Here is a 25370-nt window from a genome sequence, read left to right as displayed (position 1 = left end):
TAACATGAAGAAATTATGTATTTTTTTTATTTATAATAATTTGGCACTTTTTTTGTAAAGATACGACTAATTAATTCAGCATCCCTGAATCTTAGGTTATGCAAAGAACAATAACAGACAAAAAGGGGGGGACATGAAAGGACGTATCGGTTTGGGGGTGATCACCGGTTTGGGGCGGTTTAAGAGCCAGTCTGGTAGGGCAAGCGGTTATCTCAACAGGTCTATCGGTTTGTGCCGGTAAAAAGTTTCAATCAACAGGGCAGGGCGGGAACGCGAAACGGCTGCCGAGAAAGGAGTGATCTATGAAGTTTGTCAGTGCGATAATCAAACCCTTTAAGTTGAACGAGGTGCGGGAGAGTCTGACGGCGCTGGGCGTCAAGGGCGTAACCGTAACGGAAGTTAAAGGTTTCGGTCGGCAGAAAGGTCATACCGAAATGTACCGAGGTGCGGAGTATGTTATCGAATTCTTGCCGAAACTGAAGGTGGAGGTGGCCATCGATGACAGTCAGCTTGATCAAGTTATCGAAGGGATTAAAAAGGCAGCCTGCACCGATAAAATTGGTGACGGTAAAATCTTTGTTTTCGATCTCGAACATGTCATGCGCATCAGAACCGGCGAAACTGGCCCGGAAGCGCTTTAATTTATAGGAGCCCATCAATGAAAAAGTCGACTGTTCTTTTTTCCTCTCTGATGTTGGCGGCAATGGCCGCCATGGTTACCGGCACTGCCTTCGCCGAAGAAGCTGCTGCTGTGGTTGCGGCCGTTCCTGTTCCCAATAAGGGCGATACTGCTTGGATGATCGTGTCCACTCTGCTGGTTACCCTCATGACCATTCCTGGGTTGGCCTTGTTCTATGGCGGCTTGGTTCGCAGTAAAAACATGTTGTCCGTTTTAATGCAGGTTTTTACCGTTTTTTCTCTTTGTACAGTTTTGTGGGTTATTTACGGCTACAGTCTCGCCTTCACCGAGGGAAATGCCTTTTTTGGTAGTTTCGACAAAATTCTGCTGAAGGGAATCACGGTGGATTCAGTGGCTGCCACGTTCAGCAAGGGTGTTGTTATCCCTGAGTTGATCTACGTTTTTTTCCAGGCCACCTTTGCTGCTATTACCCCGGCCTTGATTTTAGGCGCCTTTGCCGAAAGAATGAAATTCTCTGCTGTGCTCGCCTTTATCGTCTTGTGGTTCACCTTTGCTTATCTGCCGATCGCGCACATGGTCTGGTATTGGGCCGGTCCTGACGCGTATACCGATGCTGCCGCTGGGCTCAAGGCAGGTGAAACCGCAGGTTTTCTCTTCCAGAAAGGGGCCATTGACTTTGCCGGTGGGACTGTTGTCCATATCAACGCCGCTATCGCAGGTCTGATCGGTGCTTTCATGGTGGGCAAGCGGGTTGGATACGGCAGGGAATCCATGGCTCCGCACAGTCTGACCATGACCATGATCGGTGCTTGCCTGCTCTGGGTTGGCTGGTTCGGTTTTAACGCTGGTTCCAACCTTGAAGCCACAGGTTTGGCTGCCCTGGCTTTTGGCAACACCATGACTGCCACCGCTGCCGCAGCACTGGCGTGGACCTTTACAGAGTGGATGATTAAAGGGAAGCCGTCTATGTTAGGCGGGGCATCAGGTGCGGTAGCTGGTCTGGTAGCGATCACCCCGGCTTGCGGGTGGGTTGGTATTGGGGGTGCGTTGATTATTGGTTTGCTCGCCGGCGTCATCTGTCTTTGGGGGGTTAATGGCCTTAAGCGCATGCTTGGTGCGGACGATGCCCTGGATGTCTTTGGGGTGCATGGTGTTGGCGGTATCCTGGGAGCAATATTGACCGGCATCTTGGCTGATCCGGCTCTCGGCGGAGTGGGTGTCTACGACTATGTGGCCAATAAGGTGGCCGATTATTCCATCGCTACTCAAGTGACCAGTCAGCTCTGGGCTATTGGCACAACCATCGTCTGGTCGGGCGTTGTTTCCATTGTGGCCTATAAATTGGTTGATTTGACCATCGGGCTACGAGTAACCGAAGAAGAAGAGCGGGAAGGCCTGGATACGGTCAGTCATGGCGAGTCTGCCTATCGTTACTAATGGATTTGTGATTTAAATCTGGTTAGAGGGAAAAACGGGCGCCCTGCAGGCGTCCGTTTTTTTTGTGCGGTGGCTGAGCGGATGAGGGGTGTTCGGTGGAATGAGCGCTGAACAAGTTTTGCAATAACCGGCCAATTGGTATATGGTTCTCGCGAAATTATTCTGGACGAAACGGTTTGTTGATTCCTCGAGTAACACTCTACCTGCAGGTGAACAATGATCAATAAAGTGATATTAATCGGTAATCTGGGGGCGGATCCGGAGATTCGCTACACCCAAGACGGTACGCCCGCTGCATCGTTCACGGTGGCAACCACGGAAAGGTGGAAGGGTAAGGATGGGCAGATGCAGGAACAGACTGAATGGCACAGGATCACTGCCTGGCGGCGTCTTGCTGAAATCTGCGGTGAGTATCTCTCAAAAGGCTCCAGGGTGTATATTGAGGGTAAGTTGCAGACCAGGAAGTGGAAGGATCAGAGTGGGAATGATCGTTATACAACCGAGATCGTTGCCCGTGAAATGAAAATGCTCTCTCCTCGGACCACCGCAGGCGGCGGCGGTGGCGGTGCCGAGTATGGTGTGGCTGCCGGCGGTTTCGGCGGCGATCCGTTTCCAGAGCCACCACCGATGGGGGATGATGTCCCGTTTTAATCAGAAGTATGTGGTAGAAGTACAAAGCCCGGCCGGATCGTTGATCTGTCCGGGCTTTTTATTTGGGCAACGCGAGTTCCCGATTGATTGGCCAGGGTGTTGTTCTTCGGTGATATTGGATTGTAAGCAGTTGAGCGACAGAGCTGGTTAGCTTTGAGGTGAGATGCGTGAAAGATCCAGAACATCTAGGTTGTAAAACCAAATCGAGAACGGGGCCTTCACGATAGGGTTTGGTTGTTCTCGAGGCTGGTGTATTATTCTCCCCGGTTAATGTTGGCCCATCATGTTTGCTTGGTTGTGCGAATTGGGCTGATGAACGTGGGGTGTTCGGAATGAGATAGGCCAGTTGCTTGGTGGGTTATTGGAAGAGCTGTGGTTTGTCGTTTGCCGGGAGCATGTGTGCGGTTGAAGGTTAGAGAGAACTGGAATCAAGGTGGGTTGAGTGACCAATATGCCAAGTTTGCACAAAGGCTTTTTGCCGGGCATGAAAAAGGTGATCCGGGAGCCGGTCTTTTTGAAAAACTATTTTTCTTGACAGAAGATACCTGTACCGGTAATGAATAGCCGTTCATTTTTTATTGTTTGCAGTAACCTGCTGTTCACAGAAGGTTTACGTTTATTCTTTTACGTCTATGGGAGAGGTCTGATTCATGGTAACGGAACTGGTGCTTTCAGCAATGGCCCTCATCGGAATTGCTATCGTTATCCCGCTGTTCATGCTGGCGACAACGGTCTTCGGTCCCCGTGCCGGCGGAAGGGCTAAAAATGATCCCTATGAGAGCGGCGTCAAGCGCACGATCGGGTTGGCCGAGCAAAAATTTAGCGTTAAATTTTATTTGCTCGCCATTTTGTTTCTGCTGTTTGATATCGAGGCGGTGTTCATGTACCCGTGGGCAGTAAGTGTACGCGAACTGGGTTGGTTCGGGTTCGCGGAAATGGTTGTCTTCATGCTACTGCTTTTGACTGGACTTATTTACATTCTTAAGAAAGGGGTGCTCAATTGGCGTTAGGATTAGAAGCAAGTTTGGGTGATACGGTACTGACCACCAAGCTCGATGCAGTCATCAATTGGGGGCGTGAGTACTCTCTGTGGCCGTTTGTCTATGGAACCGCCTGCTGTGCAATCGAATTCATGAGTGCAGCCGCAAGTCAGCACGATATTTCCCGTTGGGGTGCCGAGGTTGTGCGTTTTTCACCCCGGCAGGCTGACCTGTTGCTTGTCTGTGGCACTATCAGTTACAAGCAAGCTCCGGTTCTCAAGCAAATTTATGAACAAATGCCTGAACCCAAGTGGGTCGTGGCCATGGGTGCTTGTGCCAGTTCCGGTGGAATCTATGACAACTACTGCACTGTTCAGGGAATCGACACCATTATTCCGGTAGATGTCTATATCTCAGGGTGTCCTCCACGGCCGGAGGCGGTTTTGGATGCATTGATGAAGATTCAGGATCAGGTCAGGGGCGAAAGTGTGCTCAATGATCGCCACAAAGACTTTAAAGGGATTTTTGACTGATATGAATACGACGGCACTTGAATTAATCCAGGCCGCGTTTCCGGATGTCCCCTGCACCGCCTCTGTCGATGCAGTGGTGCTCACGGTGCAGCCTGCGCAACTCGAAACAACGCTTGCCCGCCTGAAAAATGATCCGAGCCTCAATTTCGGATTACTCCTTGATGTGACTGCGGTCGACTACCTCGATTACCCGATCCAGCAAGAGGCGCGTTTTTTTGTTGTGTACACCATTCGTAACTGGCAACAGAACTTGCTGGTTCAGGTGCGGACCCCTGTTGTTGATCCTGAAATTGGGATACCCTCTGCCACCCCACTGTGGGATTCAGCCAATTGGGGCGAGCGTGAAGCGTTCGACCAATACGGTATTCATTTCCAGGGACATCCTGATCTCCGCAGAATCCTCAATCACTGGCAGTTTCAGGGGCATCCCCTGAGAAAGGATTATCCCATTGAGCAGGGGCAAATTTGCTTTGAGACCGACAGTCTGGAAAAAGAAATTAAGAATCGGCTGCAGGTGAAAGGTATTGGTCAGACCCTCATGGAGGACATCAACACCGAGATTATGTATCTCAACCTGGGACCGTCGCATCCAGCTACCCACGGCGCCATCCGTATCCTCACAGCCCTTGACGGCGAGACTATCCTCGCTAATGTCAATGAGATCGGCTATCTCCATCGCGGCTTTGAGAAAACTGCAGAGAACAGGACGTATAACCAGGTCATTCCGCTCACCGACCGGCTCAATTATTGTTCCGCCCTCATGAATAACATTGCCTACGCTAAGGCGGTTGAATCTTGGCTCGGCATTGAAATCACCGAGCGGGCCAAATTTATGCGGGTCATCCTGTCCGAGTTCTTTCGCGTTCAAGATCATCTCGTTTGCATTGCCGCCAACCTGGTTGATATGGGTGGTTTGACCAACTACTGGTATTTGTATAACGAGAAAGAAGCTTCCTACGATTTCATCAGCCGTCTAACCGGTGCCCGCCTTACCAGTTCCTTCACACGAATCGGCGGTATGTACCGCGATTTTTACGAAGGCTGGGAAGGGGACATGGAAAATCACATCCGCGGCATAGAAAAAGGCGTCAGCGACTCTTTGAAATTGGTATTGAAGAATCGGATTGTTCACGACCGGACCCAGAATGTCTGCGTTATGCCGGCTGAACTTGCGCTTTCTTACGGGTATACCGGACCCTGTCTGCGGGCCAGCGGAGTGCCCTTTGATCTGCGCAAGGATAATCCATATTACAACTACGAAGCCTTTGACTTCACCATTCCGCTTGGATCAAAGGGCGATATCTATGACCGGATTATGATCCGCTATGAGGAGATTTTTCAGAGCATTAGTATCATCCGGCAAGCGATGAAGATGATCCCCAAGGGACCGGTCACCATCAGTAATAATAATGTAACCCTGCCACCAAAAGCTGAAGTTTATCAGAACATCGAAGGGCTGGCCAGCCACTTCAAGTTGATCTTTGAGGGTGTCAAGGCCCCGATCGGTGAATGGTACGACTCCTTTGAGGCGGCCAATGGTGAGTTGGGCTTTCATTTCATCTCCGATGGGTCAGGACGCCCCTATAAATGCAAAGTGCGGCCGCCATGTTTTTATATGATGAGTGGATTCCACGAAATGGTTGAAGGCGAGATGATTGCCGATGCCGTTATCAATCTCGGCAGCATCAATATTATTGGCGGAGAGTTGGACAGATGAGTGATCGATCACAGCTGATAGAGACGGGAAAACCGTTCACTTTTGATGCACAGCGGGATGCGGAATTTGAGCGCCTGGTTAAACGTTACCCCACCCGGGAATCCTTGATCTTGCCTGCACTTTGGCTCATTCAGGAGCAAGAAGGATGGATCAGCGCGGAAGCTATGGCGTATGCCGCCGATCGCATCGGGACGTACGCCAGCGCGGTGTATGAAGTAGCCACCTTCTACACCATGTACAATTTGCACCCCACAGGGAAATATCATATCTGTGTTTGCCGGACACTCTCCTGTTATCTGCTTGGAAAACAAGAGATTGTTGACTACATCCGACAAGAACTGGGAATTAAACCCGGAGAAGTCAGCGCGGATGGACAATATAGCCTGGAGGAGGTGGAATGCCTCGGACATTGCGGTACCGCTCCCGTGGTCCAGGTGAACGGAGAGTTCTACGAGAACATGAACGTTGATACACTCAAAGAACTCTTGGCCACGCTGAAATAAGGAGAGCGAACGCTATGCAAGTAAAAGTACTCAGTGCCAGGTTTGATATACCGGACGCCCACAAGATAGAAATTGCCAAGGAACATGGCGCTTATTCGACCCTGGAAAAGGTCTTCGCGATGCAACCCGAAGAGATTATTGAGCTTGTCAAGGCAAGCGGGTTGCGTGGTCGTGGCGGTGCCGGATTCCCTACCGGCCTTAAGTGGAGCTTTCTCCCGAAAAATATTGATAAGCCAGTTTATCTAGCCGTCAATTCAGACGAGTCAGAACCGGCTACCTTCAAGGATCGCTACATTCTTGTACGCGATCCTCATATGCTTATCGAAGGTATTATTATCTGCTGCTATGCGATTAAAAGCCATGCAGCCTATATTTACATTCGTGGTGAATATACTACCCAGGTCAAGGCATTGCAGATGGCCATTGATGAGGCCTATGCTGCCGGCTATCTCGGAGAGATCATAGCCGGGAAGGATTTCAAACTCGATGTGACCGTCCATAGAGGAGCTGGCGCCTATGTCTGTGGCGAGGAAACAGCCCTGCTTGAATCCATTGAAGGGAGAAAAGGACAACCTCGAAGCAAGCCACCGTTTCCTGCGGTTGAAGGTTTGTACGGGTGCCCGACCATCATCAACAACGTGCAGAGCATCGGTTCCTTACCTTTTATTCTTGCCAACGGCCCTGATGCCTACAAAGCCTTTGGCACTGAAAAGAGTCCTGGCACCCATTTGTTCGGGATATCGGGACTGGTAAAAAATCCTGGGATGTATGAGTTGCCCTTGGGATTGCCTATCCTTGAGGTTATCGAAAAGGTCGCCGGTGGTCTGCGTGATGGGCGCAGCCTGAAAGGCGTTATTCCCGGCGGCAGTTCGACGCCAGTCCTGACGCCTGAAGAAGCCCAAACGGTAACGCTTGATTATGAGTCCATGGCAGCTCACAAAACCATGTTTGGTTCTGGTGGTATTGTTGTTTTGGATGATACCGTAGATATCGTGAAGCTGGTAGAAAACCTGATTCACTTCTATCACCACGAATCTTGCGGACAGTGCACTCCGTGCCGGGAAGGACTTGGCTGGATGCTTAAAATTGTCAAAAAGATTATCCGAGGTGAGGGAACAACAGCCGATATCGATCTACTGACCGAATTGTGCGATAACATCGAAATGAAGACTGTATGCGTTCTTTCGGCAGCTTGTACCATGTCGACACGCAGTTACTTGAACAAATTCCGGCATGAATTCGAGGCGTATGTCACCAACGGCGCTTCGAATCAGGCCGCGATGTAACAGGGATAAGGGTTACCATGGCTGAAAAGGTAAAACTGTTTGTTAATGGTCAAGAAGTCGAAGTTGAATCAGGTAAGAATCTGATCGACGCTATTGGCGCTGTCGGCATTGAAATTCCTCATCTTTGCTATCATCCTGCATTGGGCGCAGACGGCAACTGCCGCATGTGCCTGGTTGGCATAGAAGATGGCAGACCTCCCCTCGTCCCCGCGTGTAAAACACGGGTGGCTGAAGGGATGAAGGTGCAGTTGGACACGGAAAAAATTACCAAAATCCAGCACGACGTCATGGAATTTGAGTTGATCAACCATCCGATTGACTGCCCCATTTGTGATCAGGCAGGTGAGTGTAAGCTGCAAGATTACTACATGAAGTACGATGGGCAAAAAAGCCGGATGACGGTCAAGCCGGTGCTGAAGGCGAAAAAATTAGATTTTGGTTGTGGGGTTGTGCACGACCAGGAGCGGTGCATTCTTTGTGCCCGCTGCGTTCGCTTCACCCGCCTCATCACGAAGACTGGAGAATTGGGCATCGTCAATCGCACCGACGCCGCTCGGGTCAACATTTTCCCTGGTCGGCCGCTGGCTAACCGCTACGCATTGAATGTTGTCGACCTTTGTCCGGTTGGCGCTATGACCAGCAGGGACTTCCGCTTCAAGCAACGTTCTTGGTTCCTTACCAAAAGCCCCAGCATCTGTCATGGATGCAGTAAGGGATGCAATATTTTTATCGATCACAATCGAGAAAAATATAAAGACGATATCATCTATCGATTCCGGCCTCGATTTAATGAAAAGGTGAACGGCTACTTCATGTGTGACGAAGGCCGGATGACCTATAAACTCGAAAATGACAATCGCCTCAATGTAGCGCAGGTGGCCGGCAGGGATTCAGGATACAATGAAGCAGTGGAAACGGTTCGTCGGGCTATGAGCCAGGCTCAAAAAACCGTAATGTTAGTCTCCCCCAATGCTTCTCTTGAACAATTGTTTACGGTGCAGCAGTTAGCCGTGGCCATGAATGCAACCCTCACAGGATACAGCGACGGCTATATCAAGAAAGACGAAGGCGATGATTTCCTCATCAAGGATGACAAATCCGCCAACCGTAAAGCCTTTGCCCTTCTGGGGATTGACAGTTCCAAGGCTGGTTTCGATGCTGCCATCAACGGCGCCGACCTCCTGATCAGTTTTCAAAACGATTTGAGCCGGTCGTTGAATGAAGGGGAAATGACCAAAGTATTGGAAACGGTCAAGCTGATTTCCATCAGCAGTTCTCTCGACGCTAATGCCTTGAAGGCAGCCGTGGCCCTGCCAATCGCCTCCTATAGTGAAGACACCGGAAGTATTCTCAATGAAGACAACATGCTTCAGCGGTACGAGAAAGCGGTAGTCAAAAACACTCCGGCCTTTGATCTGATTCATGTTGTTCATCTCTTGGGGGGCGATATAAAGAATTGTCATGAGGCCCGGACCGGATTGAGCACCACCATTGCTGCATTGAAGGATGTCGATTTGGAGCAGATCCCCGGCGAAGGATTAGCATTAACTGAAAACGAGGTCGCAAATGTCGCAGCTTGATATCCTATTACTTATTCTCAGAGTAGCATTTGCAGCGTTTGTACCGCTCTGCTTCATTGCCGTCTGTGTCTGGATTGAACGACGTGGGTGCGCATATATTCAAGATCGGTCGGGGCCTAACCGAGCCAATATTTTTGGATTTAGGGCAGGTGGTCTGGTTCAGAATCTCGCCGATGCGATTAAGCTCATCACGAAGGAAGATGTTATCCCCGGGCATATCAAACAAAAATTTTATTTTGTCCTTGCTCCGGTGATCGTATTTGTCATTGCTTTAGTTTCCTTTGCCGCTGTTCCTTTTGCAGATGCGCTCGTCATCAACGGCAAACAGTATCTCATGCAGGGCATCCCGACGGATCTGGGAATCCTGTGGTTTTTGGCTCTGGCAGGATTCGGCGTATACGGCATTATCCTTGCTGGCTGGTCCTCCCACAATAAATACGGGGTATTAGGTGGCTTACGAGCCGCAGCACAGGTCATCAGTTACGAGATCCCCATGGGGTTGGCAGTCATCAGCGCTTTGGTCGTCTACGGGACCGTCAACTTAACGGAAATCGCCCAATTCCAGGGGCAGCTGCTGTTCGGCTTCATCCCCATGTGGGGCGTGGTTGTGCAACCCTTGGGAGCGATCATCTTTATTATCGCCGCCTTTGCCGAAACCAACCGTACGCCATTTGATCTTGCCGAAGGTGAGAGCGAATTGGTTGCAGGCTTTCATGTTGAATACAGTTCCATGAAGTTCGGCATGTTTTTTATGGGGGAATATGTGGCCATGTTCACCTCCAGTGCCCTGATCGTTACCCTCTATTTCGGAGGGTTTCAGATCCCCTGGTTTGCTACCGAAACCCTGGTGAATTTTGCCCGCCCCGTGGCAGTGCTGCTCATGCTGCTCATGCCGGTGTTCGCTAAAGTGTTCACCGTGTGGATAACGAAGAACAACAAAAGCCATTATGAGCGGGTTGATGACCCCAGAGTCAAAGAGGCACAGGTTTATATCAAAGGTATATGGGGCCTGGTCGCCGCTTTGGAGATCGTTCTCTTTATCTATCTGATCACCGTTTCCGGTGGCGTCGCTGACCGGGTTTTGGTTACCATCTTACAGATTATTACCTTCCTGGTGAAGACGACCCTGATGTGTTTTGTCTATGTCTGGGTTCGTTGGACCTTGCCTAGATTTCGTTATGATCAGTTGCAAAAATTGGGATGGCAGATTCTGCTACCCTTATCGCTGCTGAACATTTTTGTCACGAGTGCAATCGTCGTCGCATTGGGTTAATAGGAGCTGGCATGAGTGGAAAAATTAGAATAATGGAGCGTAAGGGAAAAGATCTTTACGAACGTCTGTATCTTATTGAAGTCTTTAAGGGGATGGTAGTGACCTTCGGTCATTTCATTACCAATCTCCTTGATAACTCGAAACTGTATGTTCGACATTACCCCGAGCAACAGCCTGAAATTACAGCTCGTTGGCGAGGCCGCCATCGCTTGACCAAACACGAAGACGGGACCATGAAATGTGTGGCGTGCTTCATGTGCCAGACTAATTGCCCTGCCAAGTGTATCATTATTGAGGCAGGTGAGCGGATCGACGGTAGAACTGAAAAAATGCCGGTCAGATTTGATATTGACCTGCTTGAATGCATTTATTGCGGATACTGTGTCGAGGCCTGTCCCATGGATGCTATTCGCATGGATACAGGAATATTTTCAGTCACCGGTAACGAGCGCGCATCCTTTGTCATGGGACTCGATGGGCTGCTCGCCACACAAGGTGCATTTACCGAAGAAGAGTACAAAAAAGGGGGCGCTTGATATCATGTTTGCCGACGGGCTATTTTTAGGATTTGCCGTTCTGGCCGTGCTGGGTGCGGTCGGGCTGGTTCTGTTTCGACATCCGATGAACGGAGCGATGAGCTTTGTCGTGACGCTGATTTCTTTGGCTGGATTGTACGCGCTGCTCTCTGCCAAACTGATTTTCGCTCTGCAGTTGATTGTCTACGCAGGGGCGATCATGTCGCTTATCGTCTTTATCATCATGTTTTTAAACATCCAACCAGATGACTTGCCCAAGGAGGAAACCAAGCTGCTGTATATTCTTGGAGGAGGCATAGTTGTTCTCCCCATAGGTCTTTTCCTGGCTAAAATTGTAAAAAGTCTGCCAGATCGTTCGACCGAGATTATTGGCAACAATTTTGGTGGAGTCAAAGAGGTTGGATTGCTCCTTTTCAAAGATTGGCTGGTGCCATTTGAAATTGTCTCAATCTTGCTTTTGGTGTCTTTAGTTGGAGCAGTTATCCTCGCGGGCAAAAGGGGGACCATTAAATGATTCATAGCTATCTTTATCTCAGCATTATCCTTTTTTGTCTTGGAATTGTTGGTGTTATTTCGAGAAGGAATGTTTTTACGGTCTTTATGTCCATTGAATTGATGTTGAATGCTGCCAATCTCGTTTTTGTCGCATTCGCCAGAGTTCATGAAAGCATGGATGGGCATGTTCTTGCAATGATGGTTATGGCAGTCGCCGCGGCAGAAGCTGCTTTGGCACTGGCCGTCGTGATTTTACTGCACAAACATAAGGGCAAACTCGACACCAACGTGTTCAGTCTGCTGAAAGGGTGATTCCATGGAACAAAGTGTAAATTATTTGGGTCTAATTCCGCTTTTTCCATTGATGGGAGCGGTTTTTATCGGCCTCCTTCATGTTTTTACCTGCAAGAGGACCAAGCTTCCGGAGAAAATATACGGAATACTTGCATGCATTGGACCGGTTCTGTCTTTTGTCATGGCATTGAAGGTCTTTGTCGCCCTTAAAGCCTTGCCTGCAGATTCCCGATTTCTGAGCCATAAAGCCTTTACATGGTTTAGCGTCGGCGACCTCCATATAGATATGGGCTTCCTTGCCGATCCTCTTAGTTGTTTGATGTTGCTGTTTGTTACCTTCATTGGTTCGCTCATCCATATCTACTCAATTGGGTATATGGGCGGCGATAAGAACTACGGCAAGTTTTTTGCCTACATGAACCTCTTTCTCGGCAGCATGCTGGTGTTGGTCCTCGGTGACAGTCCAGTTGTTATGTTTGTCGGTTGGGAAGGTGTAGGGCTTTGTTCGTACTTGCTGATCAGTTTTTATAGCGAAGATACCAACAATGTACTGGCTGGAAATAAAGCTTTTATTGTCAATCGTATTGGTGATCTCGGCTTTGTTCTGGGCATGGCCTTCCTTTTTTGGGGAATTGGTGCCCAAGGCTTCGATTATCTTTCGCTTAAAGCAAATGTCCAACATCTTGAACCCGCCATCGCTTTGACGGTCTGTTTGCTCCTTTTTGTCGGCGCCACCGGTAAATCAGCGCAAATCCCACTCTATGTGTGGCTTCCTGATGCTATGGCTGGACCCACACCTGTTTCAGCTCTCATCCACGCCGCCACCATGGTCACCGCTGGTGTCTATATGGTGGCACGCTTCAGTTTTCTTTATGCGGGTGTTGAACTGGCGGGCAACATTGTCGCTTGGGTCGGTATCCTTACAGCTTTACTGGCTGCCATCTTTGGTATGTTTCAGGAAGACATCAAAAAAATTCTGGCCTACTCAACCGTCAGTCAGTTGGGCTACATGTTTGCCGGAGTTGGTGTGGCCGCCTATTCCGCCGGTATATTTCACGTCTTTACGCACGCTTTTTTTAAAGCCCTCCTCTTCCTAGGTGCTGGTTCAGTTATTTACGCTCTGCATCACCAGCAAAATATTTGGAAGATGGGCGGTTTGAAGTCTAAATTACCCAAGACCTATATCACCATGGTTATCGGTGCATTGGCCTTATCAGGATGTCCACCGTTTTCCGGTTTTTTCAGTAAAGACGAAATCCTCTACAGTGCATTGGCCAGCGGGCATTATGGTATCTGGGCTGTAGGCGTACTCGTTGCCGGCATGACGGCTTACTACACATTCAGAATGATTTTCGTCGTCTTTCATGGCACACCTCGTGATCAGCATGCCTTTGATCATGCCCATGAAGCACCATCAGTCATGACTGTTCCTTTGATCATTCTGGCGATTGGAGCCCTTTTAGCCGGTTTTCTCAATCTTCCCGCAATTTTTGGTGGCAACCAGATGGTCTCGCATTGGCTGGCCCCTAGCTTGACTGAACAACATCCTCATTCCAGTCTATTTGTCGAAATCATTGCTATTGGGGCCAGTGTGGTCGCCTTTGTCATTGGTATCAAGATTGCCTACGCAAAATTTGCTCAAGGTGCTGCTGAGCCATCCTTCAAAGGATTTGCAGATTTTGCGTATCATAAATTTTACGTTGACGAGTTGTACAACGCCATCATAGTTCAACCGTATAAAGCAATCGGTACCAGTATTTGGAAATTGATCGAACCGAATGTCACTGATGCTCCTGTTCAAGGGGTGTCAAGACTGTATATGCTTCTAGGAGCAGCCTTCAAAGTATTCCAGGTCGGCTACGTTCGAGTGTATGCCATATACATGGTTGTAGGGCTGAGTCTCATGAGCCTGATCCTCTCTCAATCGTTGAACTGATAAGGTGAAAGAATGTTCGAACATGTCCTTTCTGTCATAATTTTTTTACCCATGCTTGCAGGGTTGTTGCTGCTTGCCACCCCTGCGAGCAAGACAATTGCTCGCTTTACAGGGCTGGTTATTTCTTTGGCAACACTTGTCTTGAGCCTTGACTTGTATGCTGGATTTGCGGCGACTGGTCACTTGGAATTCGTTGAGAGCATCGCGTGGATACCGTCTTTGGGGGTTTCCTATTTCCTTGGAGTGGATGGTATCAGTCTTTTTATCCTGATGTCCAGTTCCGTACTTCTGCCGATGGTCTACTTCATCTTTGCGACCAAGGAAAAAGGCTACTATGCTAATCTCCTCATCGTCCAAGGAGCCATGGCCGGAGCTATTTGTGCTGCTGACATGATTTTGTTTTACATTTTCTGGGAAGTCATGCTGTTGCCGGTTTTTTTCATGCTTGGATTATATGGCGGGCCCAAGAAATTACCAGCCACTTTGAAAATTACTCTTTATACCATAGCCGGCTCCTTGCTCATGCTAGCCGCTATTGTCTATCTAGGGGTCAGTTACCATGCCCAGTTTAACGAGTGGAGCTTTGCAATCGACAAAATGGCGCAGCTGAACCTCTCAGGCAGGGTAGCCGCGATTGCTTTCTTTGGTTTCATGATTGCCTTTGCCATCAAAATCCCACTTTTTCCTTTTCATACCTGGTTGCCTGATGCCTACACCGAGGCGCCTACAGCTGCAACCTTTGTGCTTTCTGCTATCATGGCCAAGATCGGTGTGTATGGCGTTATCCGTTTTGTGGTCCCGGTCTTTGATCTTGAGTTTGCCCGTTTCGCCATCTTGTTGGCCTATTCCGGGGTGATCGGTATGATGTACTGTGGCTTTGCTGCGATCACGCAAAAGGATTTCAAACGCATGCTCGCCTTTTCTTCCGCCTCTCACATGGGGATCATTGCGCTGGGTGTTTTTTGTATGAACGTGCAGGCATTAACCGGTAGCATCTATCAAATCGTCGCCCATGCTACAAGTACAGGCGTTCTTTTTCTTTTTGCCGGCATCCTTGAAGAGCGCACGAACACTCGGACTATTGCGGACCTCGGCGGCATAGCCGCAAAAGCCCCTATTTTTGCGTTGTATTTTGCCATCGCCATGCTTGCTTCCGTCGGGCTTCCCGGGACAAGCGGATTTATCGGTGAATTTATGATTATTCTTGGAGCCGTTAAATTCAACACTGTGATTGGTGTGCTTGCCGGTACCACTTTGATTGTCGGCGTCTGTTATATGTTATGGATGTTTCAACGGGTTTTCTTTGAAAAACCGACTCACCGCTCCGAGAATTTTAAGGATTTGAGCCTTGTTGAAGGTTTGACCTTTTTGCCGGTGATCATCTTGATCATCCTGATGGGTGTTTATCCTCAGCCTTTTCTCAGCAAGATTACTCCATCGACTGCGTTACAGTTTACACAATCTCAACCAGTCGTCGCGCATGCAGCAGCAACTAACGCTCAGAATTTTGGGCTCACCATTGAACAGAAATAAGGCCGGATTTTAATCATGACGAACGATTTAATGTTATTAATGCCACTGATCATTGTTGGTGCCGGGGCGATTCTGTTGATGATTGCCTCTACCTATGACAAACTCAATCATGAAATAGCGGCCTACGGAAGCGCTGGCATTTTTGCACTGGCCTTCCTCGTTCAGTTAACCTCCTGTATTTCAGGAAACGCCGCCCTTTTCTCCGAAACGTTTAACGGCATTTTGGTTGTAAGTAATTTTTCCAAGGCTGCCGGACTGATTATTCTTGCCTGCGGATTTTTTACCTCAATGAGTTCGCAAACCTATTTCAAACAGAATTCCTTCTGTACTTCGGAATTTTATAGTCTGACTGTTTTTGCCGCATCCGGGATGCTGCTTCTGACCATGGCGCAAGAATTGATTTCTGTATTTATCGCTCTTGAAATCATGTCGCTGGCCATCTACATCCTCGTTGGGTATGACCGGAAAAACGTGATTAGCACCGAGGCTGTCTTGAAATATCTCCTTCTCGGAGCCTTCGCCGGTGCTTTTTTTACCATGGGAAGCGCTTTTGTTTATGGGGCTGTCGGCAGCACTAAATTTGTCAAAATAGGACAATTCCTTGCTGCACATGGTTTCCTCCACTCTTCGGCCATGGTTGGTGGCGCCTTTTTTATTTTGGTTGCCTTTCTGTTCAAAGCTGCCGCGTTCCCCTTTCATGCATGGGTGATTGATGTTTACGATGGCGCCTCAGTTCCGGTAACCGGTTATATGGCGACTGGGTTAAAAACTGCCATTTTCGCAGTGTTTGCCAATTTTCTTGTTCTCGACGACTCACTGCAGAAGGGGTGGGTCACGTATCTGTTTTACATATCGGTTTTCACCATGTTTGTTGGCAACCTCATTGCCATTGGCCAACAGTCGTTGAAACGGATGTTAGCTGCTTCTGGTATTGTCCATACCGGATATCTTCTCATTGCTCTAGTGGCCATCAGCAGTAGGGCCTTTACCGGCAGTGTCATAGCTTTTTATCTTGCCGCCTACGCAATCGGAACATTGGGTATCTTTTGTGCACTGTCCTATCTTGGCGGAACCGGTGAGTCGCGGAAAACTTTTGAAGATTTTAAAGGTCTTGCCCAAACCCGACCCTACTCTGCGGCAGCGATTTCTATCTTTTTATTGTCTATGGCTGGCATTCCTCCGACAGCTGGTTTTATGGGTAAATTTTACATTATTACCAGTGCAATTGATTCCGGTCAAATTACATTGGCTGTACTTGGAATAATCAGCAGTATTATTTCCATGTGGTATTATTTGCGCCTCATTATCAATATGTATTTTCACGAAGCTGAGGATCAGTTCAACGAACCAGTGGCTTCTCTAATGGCTCCGATCTGTACCTTTGTTCTTGTTATCTGTGTTTTTGCTATCAGTCTCTATCCTATAGTGATCTGAAAATAATCTTGTAACTTTTTTTGCCTATTCGGTCAGGTAAAAGGCTTAACCTACTCTTTAGAGGAGTTTTAATATGAAAGTTAAAGACATACTCAAGGTGAAAGGCAGTAAAGTTTATACAATTTCTGAGACCAGCACCCTTATGGCTGCGACCGCGAAATTTTTTAGCAATAAAATTGGTTCGCTTGTCGTTGTCGATGATAATGGGATCATTACCGGTATCGTTTCTCCCAATGATATCCTCAAAGCTATTCACGAAGGATGCACCGAAAATTGTGCCTTGCAAAAAGTTGGTGAAGTCATGAGCAGGAACATTATCTGTGCCTCTGAAGAAGATAGCATTGACTATATCCAGGCGGTTATGACCGAAAACAGGGTTCGGCATATACCCATAATGGATAAGAAAGAATTGAAGGGGCTTATTTCTATTGGAGACGTCGTCAGTGCGCAGATCACGATTCGAGAAGTTGAAAACCGTTACTTGATAGATTATATAGAAGGAAAATATCCGGCCTGAGGCCGACGAACGATCACCTTTTTTTAGCTCTTTATGAAGGAAGAAGATGCACTAGCACCTTCTTCCTTCTTTTATTTTTCTCTCTTCTCAAGCAGGACTACCAAATCGTACTGTTTCTAACCTTCATCTGCCTGAATAGCCCCTTCAATTCACACTGATGGATGCCTATGTTAAGGTCCTCTTGTAGGTGTATGAATGCAGCAAAAAACAGCAGAACTTCCTCAAAAGAGCAATCAATCCTCGTACTATAGTTCTCGTTCCAAAATCAGGGTAGTTATTATAACCCTCCTCACCCTCCTAGTCACGATTCTTGTTTATTTTACCTGTGATCAGGTTTCGTTGATGATGCATCGTCGGCAGCAACAACCCCTCACTGAAAACCTTGCGGTTGAGCTAAACACCTTCATCATTCAATTTTTTTCCGATGCTGTTCAAAAAATAGCTGCAAGTGAAGATGTTGCAGCGGTTTGTTCCGGTGCAACCCTTACCGATAATGCTTCTCTACTCCGTGTCCTCAACACGGCCCAATGTGCATTGAATGTGTCATTGGTGTATGTCATGAATCGTGAGGGAACTGTGGTCGGCAGTTCCAATGCTCCTGAAGAAATGAGCTTAACAGGTCACAATTATCGTTTTCGCCCCTACTTTGTTCATGCCATTTCCGGTATGCCCCACCTCTTTCCTGCAGTTGGTGTCACCACCAATAGAAAAGGCTTTTATTTTAGTGCCCCGGTTTATGGCATAGAAAAAGATAAACCCATTGGGGTGATGGTCATTAAAACCAAGAGTAATGCTCTTGATTTATTTTTGGCGTCCAGGCGGGGAAAAATAGATGCTTTTCTTCTTTCTCCTGACGGGGTTATTTTTGCTTCCACCCAAGACCAATGGAATTTCCGGACAGCATGGCCAATTCACCCGAACAGAGTTCAAGAAATCAAAACATCCAAGCAATTTGGTAACGACGAACTGTCGCCACTTCCTTTTTCCTTAGAGCATGCAATCGTTCATTATAACGGTCTTCGGGCTACCGTTGATTTTCATCCTCTCAATATCAATGGTTGGAACTTGGCCACCTTGGAGTCAGTTCCCTTTCCCTGGCTTGCTGTCATTTTGCTTTGGTGCGTTGTTTGGTCTTTGGGAGCGATGACTGCAGTTATCGCCCTGCATGCTCACAAAGAAGAGCAACTAGCCGGACAGGTATTGGCCGGCATGGAAGCGAGCCATCTCGCTCAGGCTGCACACCGGACATCAGTTTTAGAGTTAGAAACAATTTTCAGTACCAGTCTCGTGGGTATTATTTTGGTTCGAGAAGGGCGAATTGTGAACGCCAATAAACGCATGTGTGAAATGTTCGGCTATGCCCGAGAGGAAATGATCAATGGCGATGTTCGGCAATTCTTTTCTGGTCGCCGCGCTTTTCGACGATTTATCCGCAGGCATTTACATCTCTTGATTGATAGCAATATAGAACAAGTGGAATATGATCTCAAAAGGAAAGACGGTTCTTTTGTTGCCTGCACTCTCAGCGGCAAGGCCATTGATCAATCCAACCTTGCCCAGGGAACGGTGTGGGTCATTGAAGATATTTCGAGAAGAAAGGCCGCCGAGTACGAGCTCGAGCACGCCCGAGAGGCTGCAGAGGCGGCAAGTGTGGCCAAGGGAGAATTTCTTGCTAATATGAGTCATGAGATCCGTACTCCCATGAATGGTATTATCGGATTAACCAATATTCTCCTCCAACAAAACATGCCAGACTCGCAACACGAACATTTAGTTTTAATTCAGCGGTCCGCGATTAGGCTTATGACCATCATCAACGATATCCTAGATTTTTCTAAACTTGAGGCGGGGCGTTTTGAACTCGAGCACCAGCCTTTTTCTCTGCGTGACCTATTGCGCGAAGTTATCCAGCCAATGGAGCCTACCGCGCGAAAAAAGAACGTGCAGCTCACTTTAGAGGTAGACCCGGCTGTTCCGAATATTATTCAGGGTGATCAGACCAAGGTCATGCAGGTGTTAACCAATTTGATAGATAATAGTTTGAAATTTACTAAACTTGGGTTTGTGCGTGTTGAAGTCCTGCTGAATCAGCAAGATGCATCTTTTTCCGGCAACCTCTTGTTCAAGGTGGCCGATAGCGGTATTGGTATTGCTCCATCTTATTGCACCAAGGTTTTTGAATCATTCTCTCAGGCGGACTCCTCTCACAGCCGCAAATTTGGTGGCACTGGCCTTGGTCTTTCCATTTCTAAAGGTCTGGTTGAGTTGATGGGAGGAGAAATTTGGTTTCAGAGTGAACCCGAGAGAGAAACTTGTTTTTATTTTACCTTGCCATTGACAGCACCGGAGAAAAATGCGGCACAATCTACGGACAGGAGCACAACCTATCAATGGAACGACAGTGTCCCGGCACAAGGAAACGGCAAGCGAATATTGGTTGCCGAGGATGAGTATATTAATACAATCCTTATCAGTACCCTGCTCAAACAGGCCAACTACCGCGTCACTATGGTGCGAAACGGTCGTGAAGCGGTTGATGCTTGGCGAGGCGGTGTCTTTGACTGCATTCTCATGGATATTCAGATGCCGGAAATGGATGGCTATGAAGCAGTGGCCCGTATCCGGGAGGCGGAACCGGCCGATGAACACATTCCGATAATTGCCATGACCGCACATGCCATGGTTGGTGATCGACAAAAGTGTCTAGCCGCAGGCATGGATGACTATATCAGCAAGCCAATTGACGGCGTCATGGTGTTGCAACTGCTGCGGCAACACCTTGATGCTCCCAACGAGAGCCAATCTGTCATGACCCCATCGGCCCGGTTATGACCCGTCTGCTAGGCTTGCTCCTCTTGTGTTTGGTCGCAGGCGGGAGCAGTTATCTGCTGATCGTCCATCCCTCCCCTGCTGTTGAAATTACAGAGTATCTTCCGGTAGACACACTTGCATTGGCCGAATGGGAAAACTTTGCCCAATCATGGGAGGGGGGGCAGTACAGTGCAGTCGGTGAGAAATCGTACCGGTCGCATTTTTTTAAGGTTTTGGCCCAATTCGGTTTGCCGGAAGCCTTTATCGAGGAAACGAAGAAGACCTCTGCTTTTCTGGAGAATTTCACCCAGCAAGCTTCTTTTCAACGCCTCTTCGGCAAAAAAGTGGTGCTGGCCCTTCTACCCACCTCAGTAGATCCCTCAACCGTCTCTTCACTTTTGCTTAAAAACCTGGTGGTCATTCTTCAGTTCGAAAATGATATCGCCCCCCAGCAGGGGTTGCAGGAATTTTTGGGACCCGTCCAATCGCAAAAAGTCACCGTTTACCAAGGCGAATCCTTGGTGACCCTTGTTTTCAGAGAAGGATACACCCTGTCCTACTGGCTGCAACCGGGAGTGTTGATCTGTGCCCAGGATGCCGCTCTTGTGCAGCGGTGTATAGATCAGACCTTGCAACGGAAGGTGCGGGCGCATTCAGGGCTCCAGTTGAATGCAGCGTATCAGCGTCTGAAACAACAGAACAACACGAATGTATTTTTCTATACCGATTTGGCAAGACTGCAACACCAGTTGCCGATCCTAGGGGAAATTGACACCGGTAGTGGCGGGTGGCTCCCTCGGCATCTTGCCCTTTTTCATCATACCGAGGCGGGAGTTGTCCGGTTAGGACTCATTGCTCTGGTCGGCGAGGAGGCGATGGCTGCCTTTACTGCTCAGCACCAGTTGCCGGCGCCGGCAGATGAGTCGGCAACCCTGCAATTTTTCCCGGAAACTGAGTTTTCGCTCTGGACCAATTGGTTCAAGGCAAAGAAATTATGGGATTTCGGCCTGCAAAGCAGCGACCCCGATGTCAGTGCTTTGTTGACCTCGGTGGCGCAGCAACTTTCCGAAGCAACAGGTAGGCCCGGTGACACTTTTTTTAATGTATTTGGCAGTGGATTAGGGGTATTCATAAACGAACAGGTCGTCCCACACCAGGCGAATCGGTCCATGGGCTGCCTCGCCATTGAAGTACGGGATAGACCCGCAGTCCTCGCCATGATCAAACAGTTGGTTGCCAACCTGCAGGTGATTACTGTGAAGTCCGAGGAAACGGAAATATCCTCTGTGATGTTGGCTGAGGGGCTGCTGCAACCGGCCTATGCGCTGGTGGGCAACTATTTGCTCCTTGCCGACAGCGTGGAATTGATTGAGCAGGGGCGGCTGCAGATCAGACCGTATTTGGATGGTGGAAAGAAGGAGGAGCATCGGGTTGACGGGAGAGGCGACAATCTGTTTTTGTTTGTTCGGACCGGGGATATGGTCAAGCGATTGATGCCGTTTCTCACCTTATTGGCCAAGGAGAACGGTGAACGAACCCGGATATTGCCGCCTGAGAGCAGGCTGCTGGTCCGGGAGCTTGGCCTCCCTCTGCTTTCAAGCTTGCTCGACATTACGACCAGCCGTCTTCGGGGCTCCGCCGCCGGCGATACAATCCGCTTAGAAGTCGACTACTCCTTGCGCCAGGAATAAACCGCTCTTCCCATGGGGCAAGACCCTTCAACAACGAACATCCAGATTTCGGACAAAAGCCATTATGGAACAACTGGTAGCTGAGCTTAAGAAAATTCTTCCTTTTAAAGAGACGACCGTCTCTGGTGACATTGTATTGGTCGTCGCCAAAAAACCGCAGATGCTCCTCTACGCTGCAGTCGGAGATATTGAACGCGACGAGACCCGCAAGGAAGAGTGGTGGCATGTGACCCTGCACCTGCTCTCCATCCCGATGCAGAGTGTGACCTGGACCCTGCGCACATCTCAATTTACCGGCCAGGAGATCTTTACCATGGGCGGTGAAGGGCGTTTTATCAAGGCAGTGCGGTTTGATGACGTGCGGTCCGGGCCTTCGCCCAGCCCCGGAAAGGAGGACAAGGGAAGGGGAGGGGAGCGAAAGCCGGGCCTGCGTATTGTCAAATGATCCAGCAGAAGAGAGATCTGATTGTCGGCAATAGGCGGGGAGTTCATGGCCGGGTGGCCACCCGATTGGCGGAAATCGCCCTGGAATATGACGTAATTTTTCGAATTCAACGAGGAAAGAAGAGCGTCGAGTGTTCTTCCATCCTCGATGTGCTGGCGCTGGCTTTGGTGGAAGGGACAGCGATCAATCTGCAGGCAGAGGGCGCACGCGCCGAGGCGGCACTGGCAGTGGCCGCCCATCTTATAACCGCTCAGGACGATCCGTAATATGACGAGCACGGAAAAAGACGAGAAGAACGCATCCCTTTCCCGCACGCTGCAGGGCATCGGCGTTTCTCCCGGAATAGTGGCTGCCAGGGTTGTGGTGCTCAAACGCCAGACCATGAGGGCCGGCTGGTATCATCTGCCGGCTGAGCATATCGAAAAAGAGGTGGAGCGCTTTTCCGGGGCGATCAATGCCGCGGTTGAGGAGCTCGTCCAGGTACGGGAGAAACTCGCCGGCGATCTGGCCGACGCCCTGTCGATCATCGATTCTCATCTGTTGATGCTCAAGGATCGGATGATCCTTGAGCGCACCAAAGTGATTATCCGCCGCAACAATGTGAATGCCGAATGGGCTTTGGCTCAGGCCCTGAACGAGATCAAGGAACGTTTCGACCGGATCAACGACGTCTACCTCAAGGAGCGATACGCGGACATCAAGCATGTGGCGGATCGGGTCTTCGGGTTGCTCGCCGGCCGGGAACACGACCCGCTTATCGAGGGTGATGAGCCCGTCATTCTGGTGGCCAATGATTTTTCTCCCGAAGACACTCTCCGGATGCAGGCCGGCAATGTTCAGGGATTCCTTAGTGAAAAAGGCGGCACGACTTCCCATACCGCCATCGTCGCCCGGTCGCTCAGTCTCCCCGCAGTGGTCGGGATTGAACATGCAACCTCCATTTTTGCCACCGGCGACCTGATTGTTATTGATGGGGGTACGGGGCGAGTCATCCTCCATCCTGCGCCCGCCGAGATCCAACACGGCCAGGAGAATGACCGGCGCAACCGGGCCTTGGCCGGTGAGTTGGATCGCTATATCCATCTTGCCTCGGAGACCGTGGATGGCTATGCGGTCAGATTAAGCGCCAATATTGAGATGCGGGAGGAGCTGCCCGCTGTGCTTCGCTACGGCTCCGAGGGCATTGGCCTCTTCCGCAGCGAGTTCGATTATTTTCATGGCCGCCGGCCGCCGACCGAAGAACAGCTGCTTGCCACCTACCGCCAGTTACTGGAAACTATGGCGCCGCATCCGGTGACCGTCCGTACCCTCGATGTTGGCGGCGATAAATTTCTCAACCGATTTCCGGGCAACAAGGCGTGGCTTGACCGGGAACGGAACCCAGCTCTTGGGCTTCGTTCGATTCGTTTTTCGCTCTATGAACGAGACCTGTTCCGCATCCAGTTGCGGGCCTTGCTCAGGGCCTCGGTGTACGGCCGCTTGCGGATTCTGCTCCCCCTGATTTCCGCTCCAATCGAATTGCGCCAGGTCAGGACCATCCTCCAGGCATTGATGGCCGAATTGGAAAAAGAAGGGCAGCCCTTTGCCGCGGATGTCGAAGTCGGCATGATGGTCGAGGTGCCCAGCGCCGTGGTCATGGCTGATATCTTTGCCGCTGAAGTCGATTTCTTTGCCATCGGCACCAATGATCTGATCCAGTATTCGCTGGCCATTGATCGGGGCAACCAATATGTCGCCCATCTCTACGATCCCTTTCATCCAGCGGTGCTGCGGATGATCAAGCAGACAGTCGACGCCGGTCATGCCTGTAATATTCCGGTTTCGCTCTGTGGTGAGATGGCAGGTGACCCGCTGTGCGCCCCAGTGTTAATGGGCTTGGGGCTGGATGAGCTGTCGATGCGGCCAGCTGTCATTCCCCGGATCAAACGACTCCTCCGGCATGCCCGCAGCAACGAGTTACAACAGTTGAGCAAACAGATTCTGCAATGCCCAGACAGCGACCAGGTTCGCGAGTTTCTGGCAGCGGCGCTGCCCAATTTTTACCCCAAGGACTTTTATCAGTCGTGAACGAGCGTCAGATTATCGAGTACATTGCAGCACTTGCCGGTCCGGACGATGCACGCCTGCTCAAGGGGATCGGCGACGATTGTGCCGTGATTCAAAAAGACGGCAATCATGTCTGGCTCCTGACCATGGATACCCTGATCGAAGGCGTGCATTTTGATTGTGCCTTTCATCCGCCTGAGAAGCTCGGCCGTAAAGCGGTTTCGGTCAATGTCAGCGATATCGGGGCCATGGGTGGCAAGCCGATGTTTGTTCTGCTTTCGGTGGGGATGCCCAAGGGGTTTGATCCCTCCTGGTTTCATGACTTTGCGCGAGGATTGACCGATGCCTGCCGGGAATACGGCTGTCTGCTGATCGGCGGTGACACGGTTGCCAGTCCGCTGGGGCTCACTTTTACCCTGACCGTCATCGGCGAGACGGCGACCGGCCGGGTCGTCTATCGCAGCGGGGCTCGTCCCGGCGACACCATCTGGGTGAGCGGTTCCTTGGGCTTTGCCAACGCCGGTCTGGAGTTGTTGCGCCGGGGGATTGATCCCGGTAACGCCGCCTTTAAACTCTTTTATGAACAGCATCTCAATCCTCGGGCCAGGGTTGAACTCGGTAGCCGCCTGGGCGCCAGCGGCCTGGTTCAGGCGATGATGGACCTCTCCGATGGTCTGGCCACCGATCTGGCCCATCTCTGCAAACAATCCGGGGTAGGGGCGCACCTGTTAGCCCACGATTTACCTGGTGTCACCGCCCTGGTCGAAGCAGCGCGCTTGACCGGTGGCGATCCCGAACAATGGGCCATCGGCGGCGGTGAAGATTATGAGTTGTTGTTTACCGCCCGGCCGGAGGCGCATTCACGTCTGCTCGACCTTGGCCGTCAGTGCGGGTTGCCGCTCACGCCGGTTGGGACCGTGGTCGAGGGCGAGGGCGTCACCCTGATCCGGCAGCGGCCTGAGGGAGGGCGGGAAGAGATCGCCATCGCCTATCAGGGGTTTGATCATTTCCGCAACAGGGCAGGGGGGTAAG

24 protein-coding genes are annotated in these 25370 nt (G+C 49.9%); all 24 read left to right on the top strand.

The genetic code is table 11. From position 1 onward, the window contains the following. Positions 1–302: 302 nt before the first annotated feature. The 24 genes from ACHZCX_RS20380 (at position 303) to thiL (ending at position 25369) form a co-directional block, all read left to right on the top strand. Positions 303–641: a P-II family nitrogen regulator gene (locus ACHZCX_RS20380; RefSeq protein ID WP_319589045.1), complete on the top strand. Its 339-nt coding sequence runs from the start codon at positions 303–305 to the stop codon at positions 639–641. 62 nt (positions 642–703) lie between these two features. Further along, entirely contained in the window at positions 704–2077 is a 1374-nt protein-coding gene (locus ACHZCX_RS20375) for an ammonium transporter (protein ID WP_394708860.1), read from the top strand. A gap of 216 nt (positions 2078–2293) precedes the next feature. Next, the gene (locus ACHZCX_RS20370; protein ID WP_319589043.1) at positions 2294–2728 is read left to right on the top strand and encodes a single-stranded DNA-binding protein; all 435 of its coding nucleotides are present in this window, start codon (positions 2294–2296) and stop codon (positions 2726–2728) included. Between the two features lie 399 nt (positions 2729–3127). Next, a complete protein-coding gene (locus ACHZCX_RS20365) occupies positions 3128–3292 on the top strand; it encodes a hypothetical protein (protein ID WP_319589042.1) in 165 nt (54 codons plus the stop codon). Between the two features lie 86 nt (positions 3293–3378). Continuing rightward, the gene (locus ACHZCX_RS20360) at positions 3379–3738 is read left to right on the top strand and encodes an NADH-quinone oxidoreductase subunit A (protein WP_319589041.1); all 360 of its coding nucleotides are present in this window, start codon (positions 3379–3381) and stop codon (positions 3736–3738) included. Then, positions 3729–4241 carry an NADH-quinone oxidoreductase subunit B gene (locus ACHZCX_RS20355; protein WP_394708851.1) on the top strand — a complete coding sequence of 171 codons (513 nt, stop codon included), beginning with the start codon at positions 3729–3731 and terminating at the stop codon, positions 4239–4241. Before ACHZCX_RS20360 ends, ACHZCX_RS20355 begins: the two co-directional genes overlap by 10 nt. A 1-nt stretch (position 4242) precedes the next feature. Further along, positions 4243–5958 (top strand): NADH-quinone oxidoreductase subunit D, encoded by a 1716-nt coding sequence (locus tag ACHZCX_RS20350; RefSeq protein WP_319589039.1) that lies wholly within the window; start codon positions 4243–4245, stop codon positions 5956–5958. Then, on the top strand, positions 5955–6461 hold the full coding sequence (locus ACHZCX_RS20345; protein ID WP_319589038.1) for an NAD(P)H-dependent oxidoreductase subunit E: 507 nt from the start codon (positions 5955–5957) through the stop codon (positions 6459–6461). The genes ACHZCX_RS20350 and ACHZCX_RS20345 overlap by 4 nt, the downstream gene beginning before the upstream one ends. A gap of 14 nt (positions 6462–6475) precedes the next feature. Next, complete coding sequence (gene nuoF / locus ACHZCX_RS20340; protein ID WP_319589037.1) at positions 6476–7747, top strand: NADH-quinone oxidoreductase subunit NuoF; 1272 nt, start codon at positions 6476–6478, stop codon at positions 7745–7747. 17 nt (positions 7748–7764) lie between these two features. Beyond that, positions 7765–9327, top strand: a complete 1563-nt coding sequence (locus ACHZCX_RS20335; RefSeq protein ID WP_319589036.1) for a 2Fe-2S iron-sulfur cluster-binding protein — start codon at positions 7765–7767, stop codon at positions 9325–9327. Beyond that, complete coding sequence (locus ACHZCX_RS20330; RefSeq protein ID WP_319589035.1) at positions 9314–10600, top strand: complex I subunit 1 family protein; 1287 nt, start codon at positions 9314–9316, stop codon at positions 10598–10600. The genes ACHZCX_RS20335 and ACHZCX_RS20330 overlap by 14 nt, the downstream gene beginning before the upstream one ends. An 11-nt stretch (positions 10601–10611) precedes the next feature. After that, complete coding sequence (locus tag ACHZCX_RS20325) at positions 10612–11136, top strand: NADH-quinone oxidoreductase subunit I (protein WP_319589034.1); 525 nt, start codon at positions 10612–10614, stop codon at positions 11134–11136. Positions 11137–11140: 4 nt separating this feature from the next. Continuing rightward, complete coding sequence (locus tag ACHZCX_RS20320; RefSeq protein WP_319589033.1) at positions 11141–11650, top strand: NADH-quinone oxidoreductase subunit J; 510 nt, start codon at positions 11141–11143, stop codon at positions 11648–11650. Then, the gene (nuoK, locus tag ACHZCX_RS20315) at positions 11647–11943 is read left to right on the top strand and encodes an NADH-quinone oxidoreductase subunit NuoK (protein WP_319589032.1); all 297 of its coding nucleotides are present in this window, start codon (positions 11647–11649) and stop codon (positions 11941–11943) included. Before ACHZCX_RS20320 ends, nuoK begins: the two co-directional genes overlap by 4 nt. Before the next feature lie 4 nt (positions 11944–11947). Then, on the top strand, positions 11948–13861 hold the full coding sequence (nuoL, locus tag ACHZCX_RS20310; RefSeq protein ID WP_319589031.1) for an NADH-quinone oxidoreductase subunit L: 1914 nt from the start codon (positions 11948–11950) through the stop codon (positions 13859–13861). Positions 13862–13873: 12 nt separating this feature from the next. Continuing rightward, entirely contained in the window at positions 13874–15394 is a 1521-nt protein-coding gene (locus tag ACHZCX_RS20305) for an NADH-quinone oxidoreductase subunit M (protein WP_319589030.1), read from the top strand. A gap of 15 nt (positions 15395–15409) precedes the next feature. After that, positions 15410–16828, top strand: coding sequence for an NADH-quinone oxidoreductase subunit N (locus ACHZCX_RS20300; protein ID WP_319589029.1), 1419 nt, complete (start codon positions 15410–15412; stop codon positions 16826–16828). 73 nt (positions 16829–16901) lie between these two features. Continuing rightward, positions 16902–17345, top strand: coding sequence for a CBS domain-containing protein (locus tag ACHZCX_RS20295; RefSeq protein WP_319589028.1), 444 nt, complete (start codon positions 16902–16904; stop codon positions 17343–17345). Positions 17346–17540: 195 nt separating this feature from the next. Then, on the top strand, positions 17541–20177 hold the full coding sequence (locus tag ACHZCX_RS20290) for a response regulator (RefSeq protein WP_319589027.1): 2637 nt from the start codon (positions 17541–17543) through the stop codon (positions 20175–20177). Then, positions 20174–21847: a hypothetical protein gene (locus tag ACHZCX_RS20285; protein WP_319589026.1), complete on the top strand. Its 1674-nt coding sequence runs from the start codon at positions 20174–20176 to the stop codon at positions 21845–21847. Before ACHZCX_RS20290 ends, ACHZCX_RS20285 begins: the two co-directional genes overlap by 4 nt. Before the next feature lie 64 nt (positions 21848–21911). Further along, complete coding sequence (locus ACHZCX_RS20280; protein ID WP_319589025.1) at positions 21912–22292, top strand: hypothetical protein; 381 nt, start codon at positions 21912–21914, stop codon at positions 22290–22292. Further along, positions 22289–22558, top strand: a complete 270-nt coding sequence (locus ACHZCX_RS20275; protein ID WP_319589024.1) for an HPr family phosphocarrier protein — start codon at positions 22289–22291, stop codon at positions 22556–22558. The genes ACHZCX_RS20280 and ACHZCX_RS20275 overlap by 4 nt, the downstream gene beginning before the upstream one ends. A gap of 1 nt (position 22559) precedes the next feature. Further along, a complete protein-coding gene (gene ptsP, locus ACHZCX_RS20270; protein ID WP_319589023.1) occupies positions 22560–24359 on the top strand; it encodes a phosphoenolpyruvate--protein phosphotransferase in 1800 nt (599 codons plus the stop codon). After that, on the top strand, positions 24356–25369 hold the full coding sequence (gene thiL / locus ACHZCX_RS20265) for a thiamine-phosphate kinase (protein ID WP_319589022.1): 1014 nt from the start codon (positions 24356–24358) through the stop codon (positions 25367–25369). The genes ptsP and thiL overlap by 4 nt, the downstream gene beginning before the upstream one ends. Position 25370 lies beyond the last annotated feature (1 nt).

The sequence above is a fragment of the uncultured Desulfobulbus sp. genome (genome assembly GCF_963662935.2).
GTDB lineage: Bacteria > Desulfobacterota > Desulfobulbia > Desulfobulbales > Desulfobulbaceae > Desulfobulbus.
Note: the sequence above shows the minus strand (reverse complement) of the source record. Positions and strands in the feature narration are given on the sequence as shown.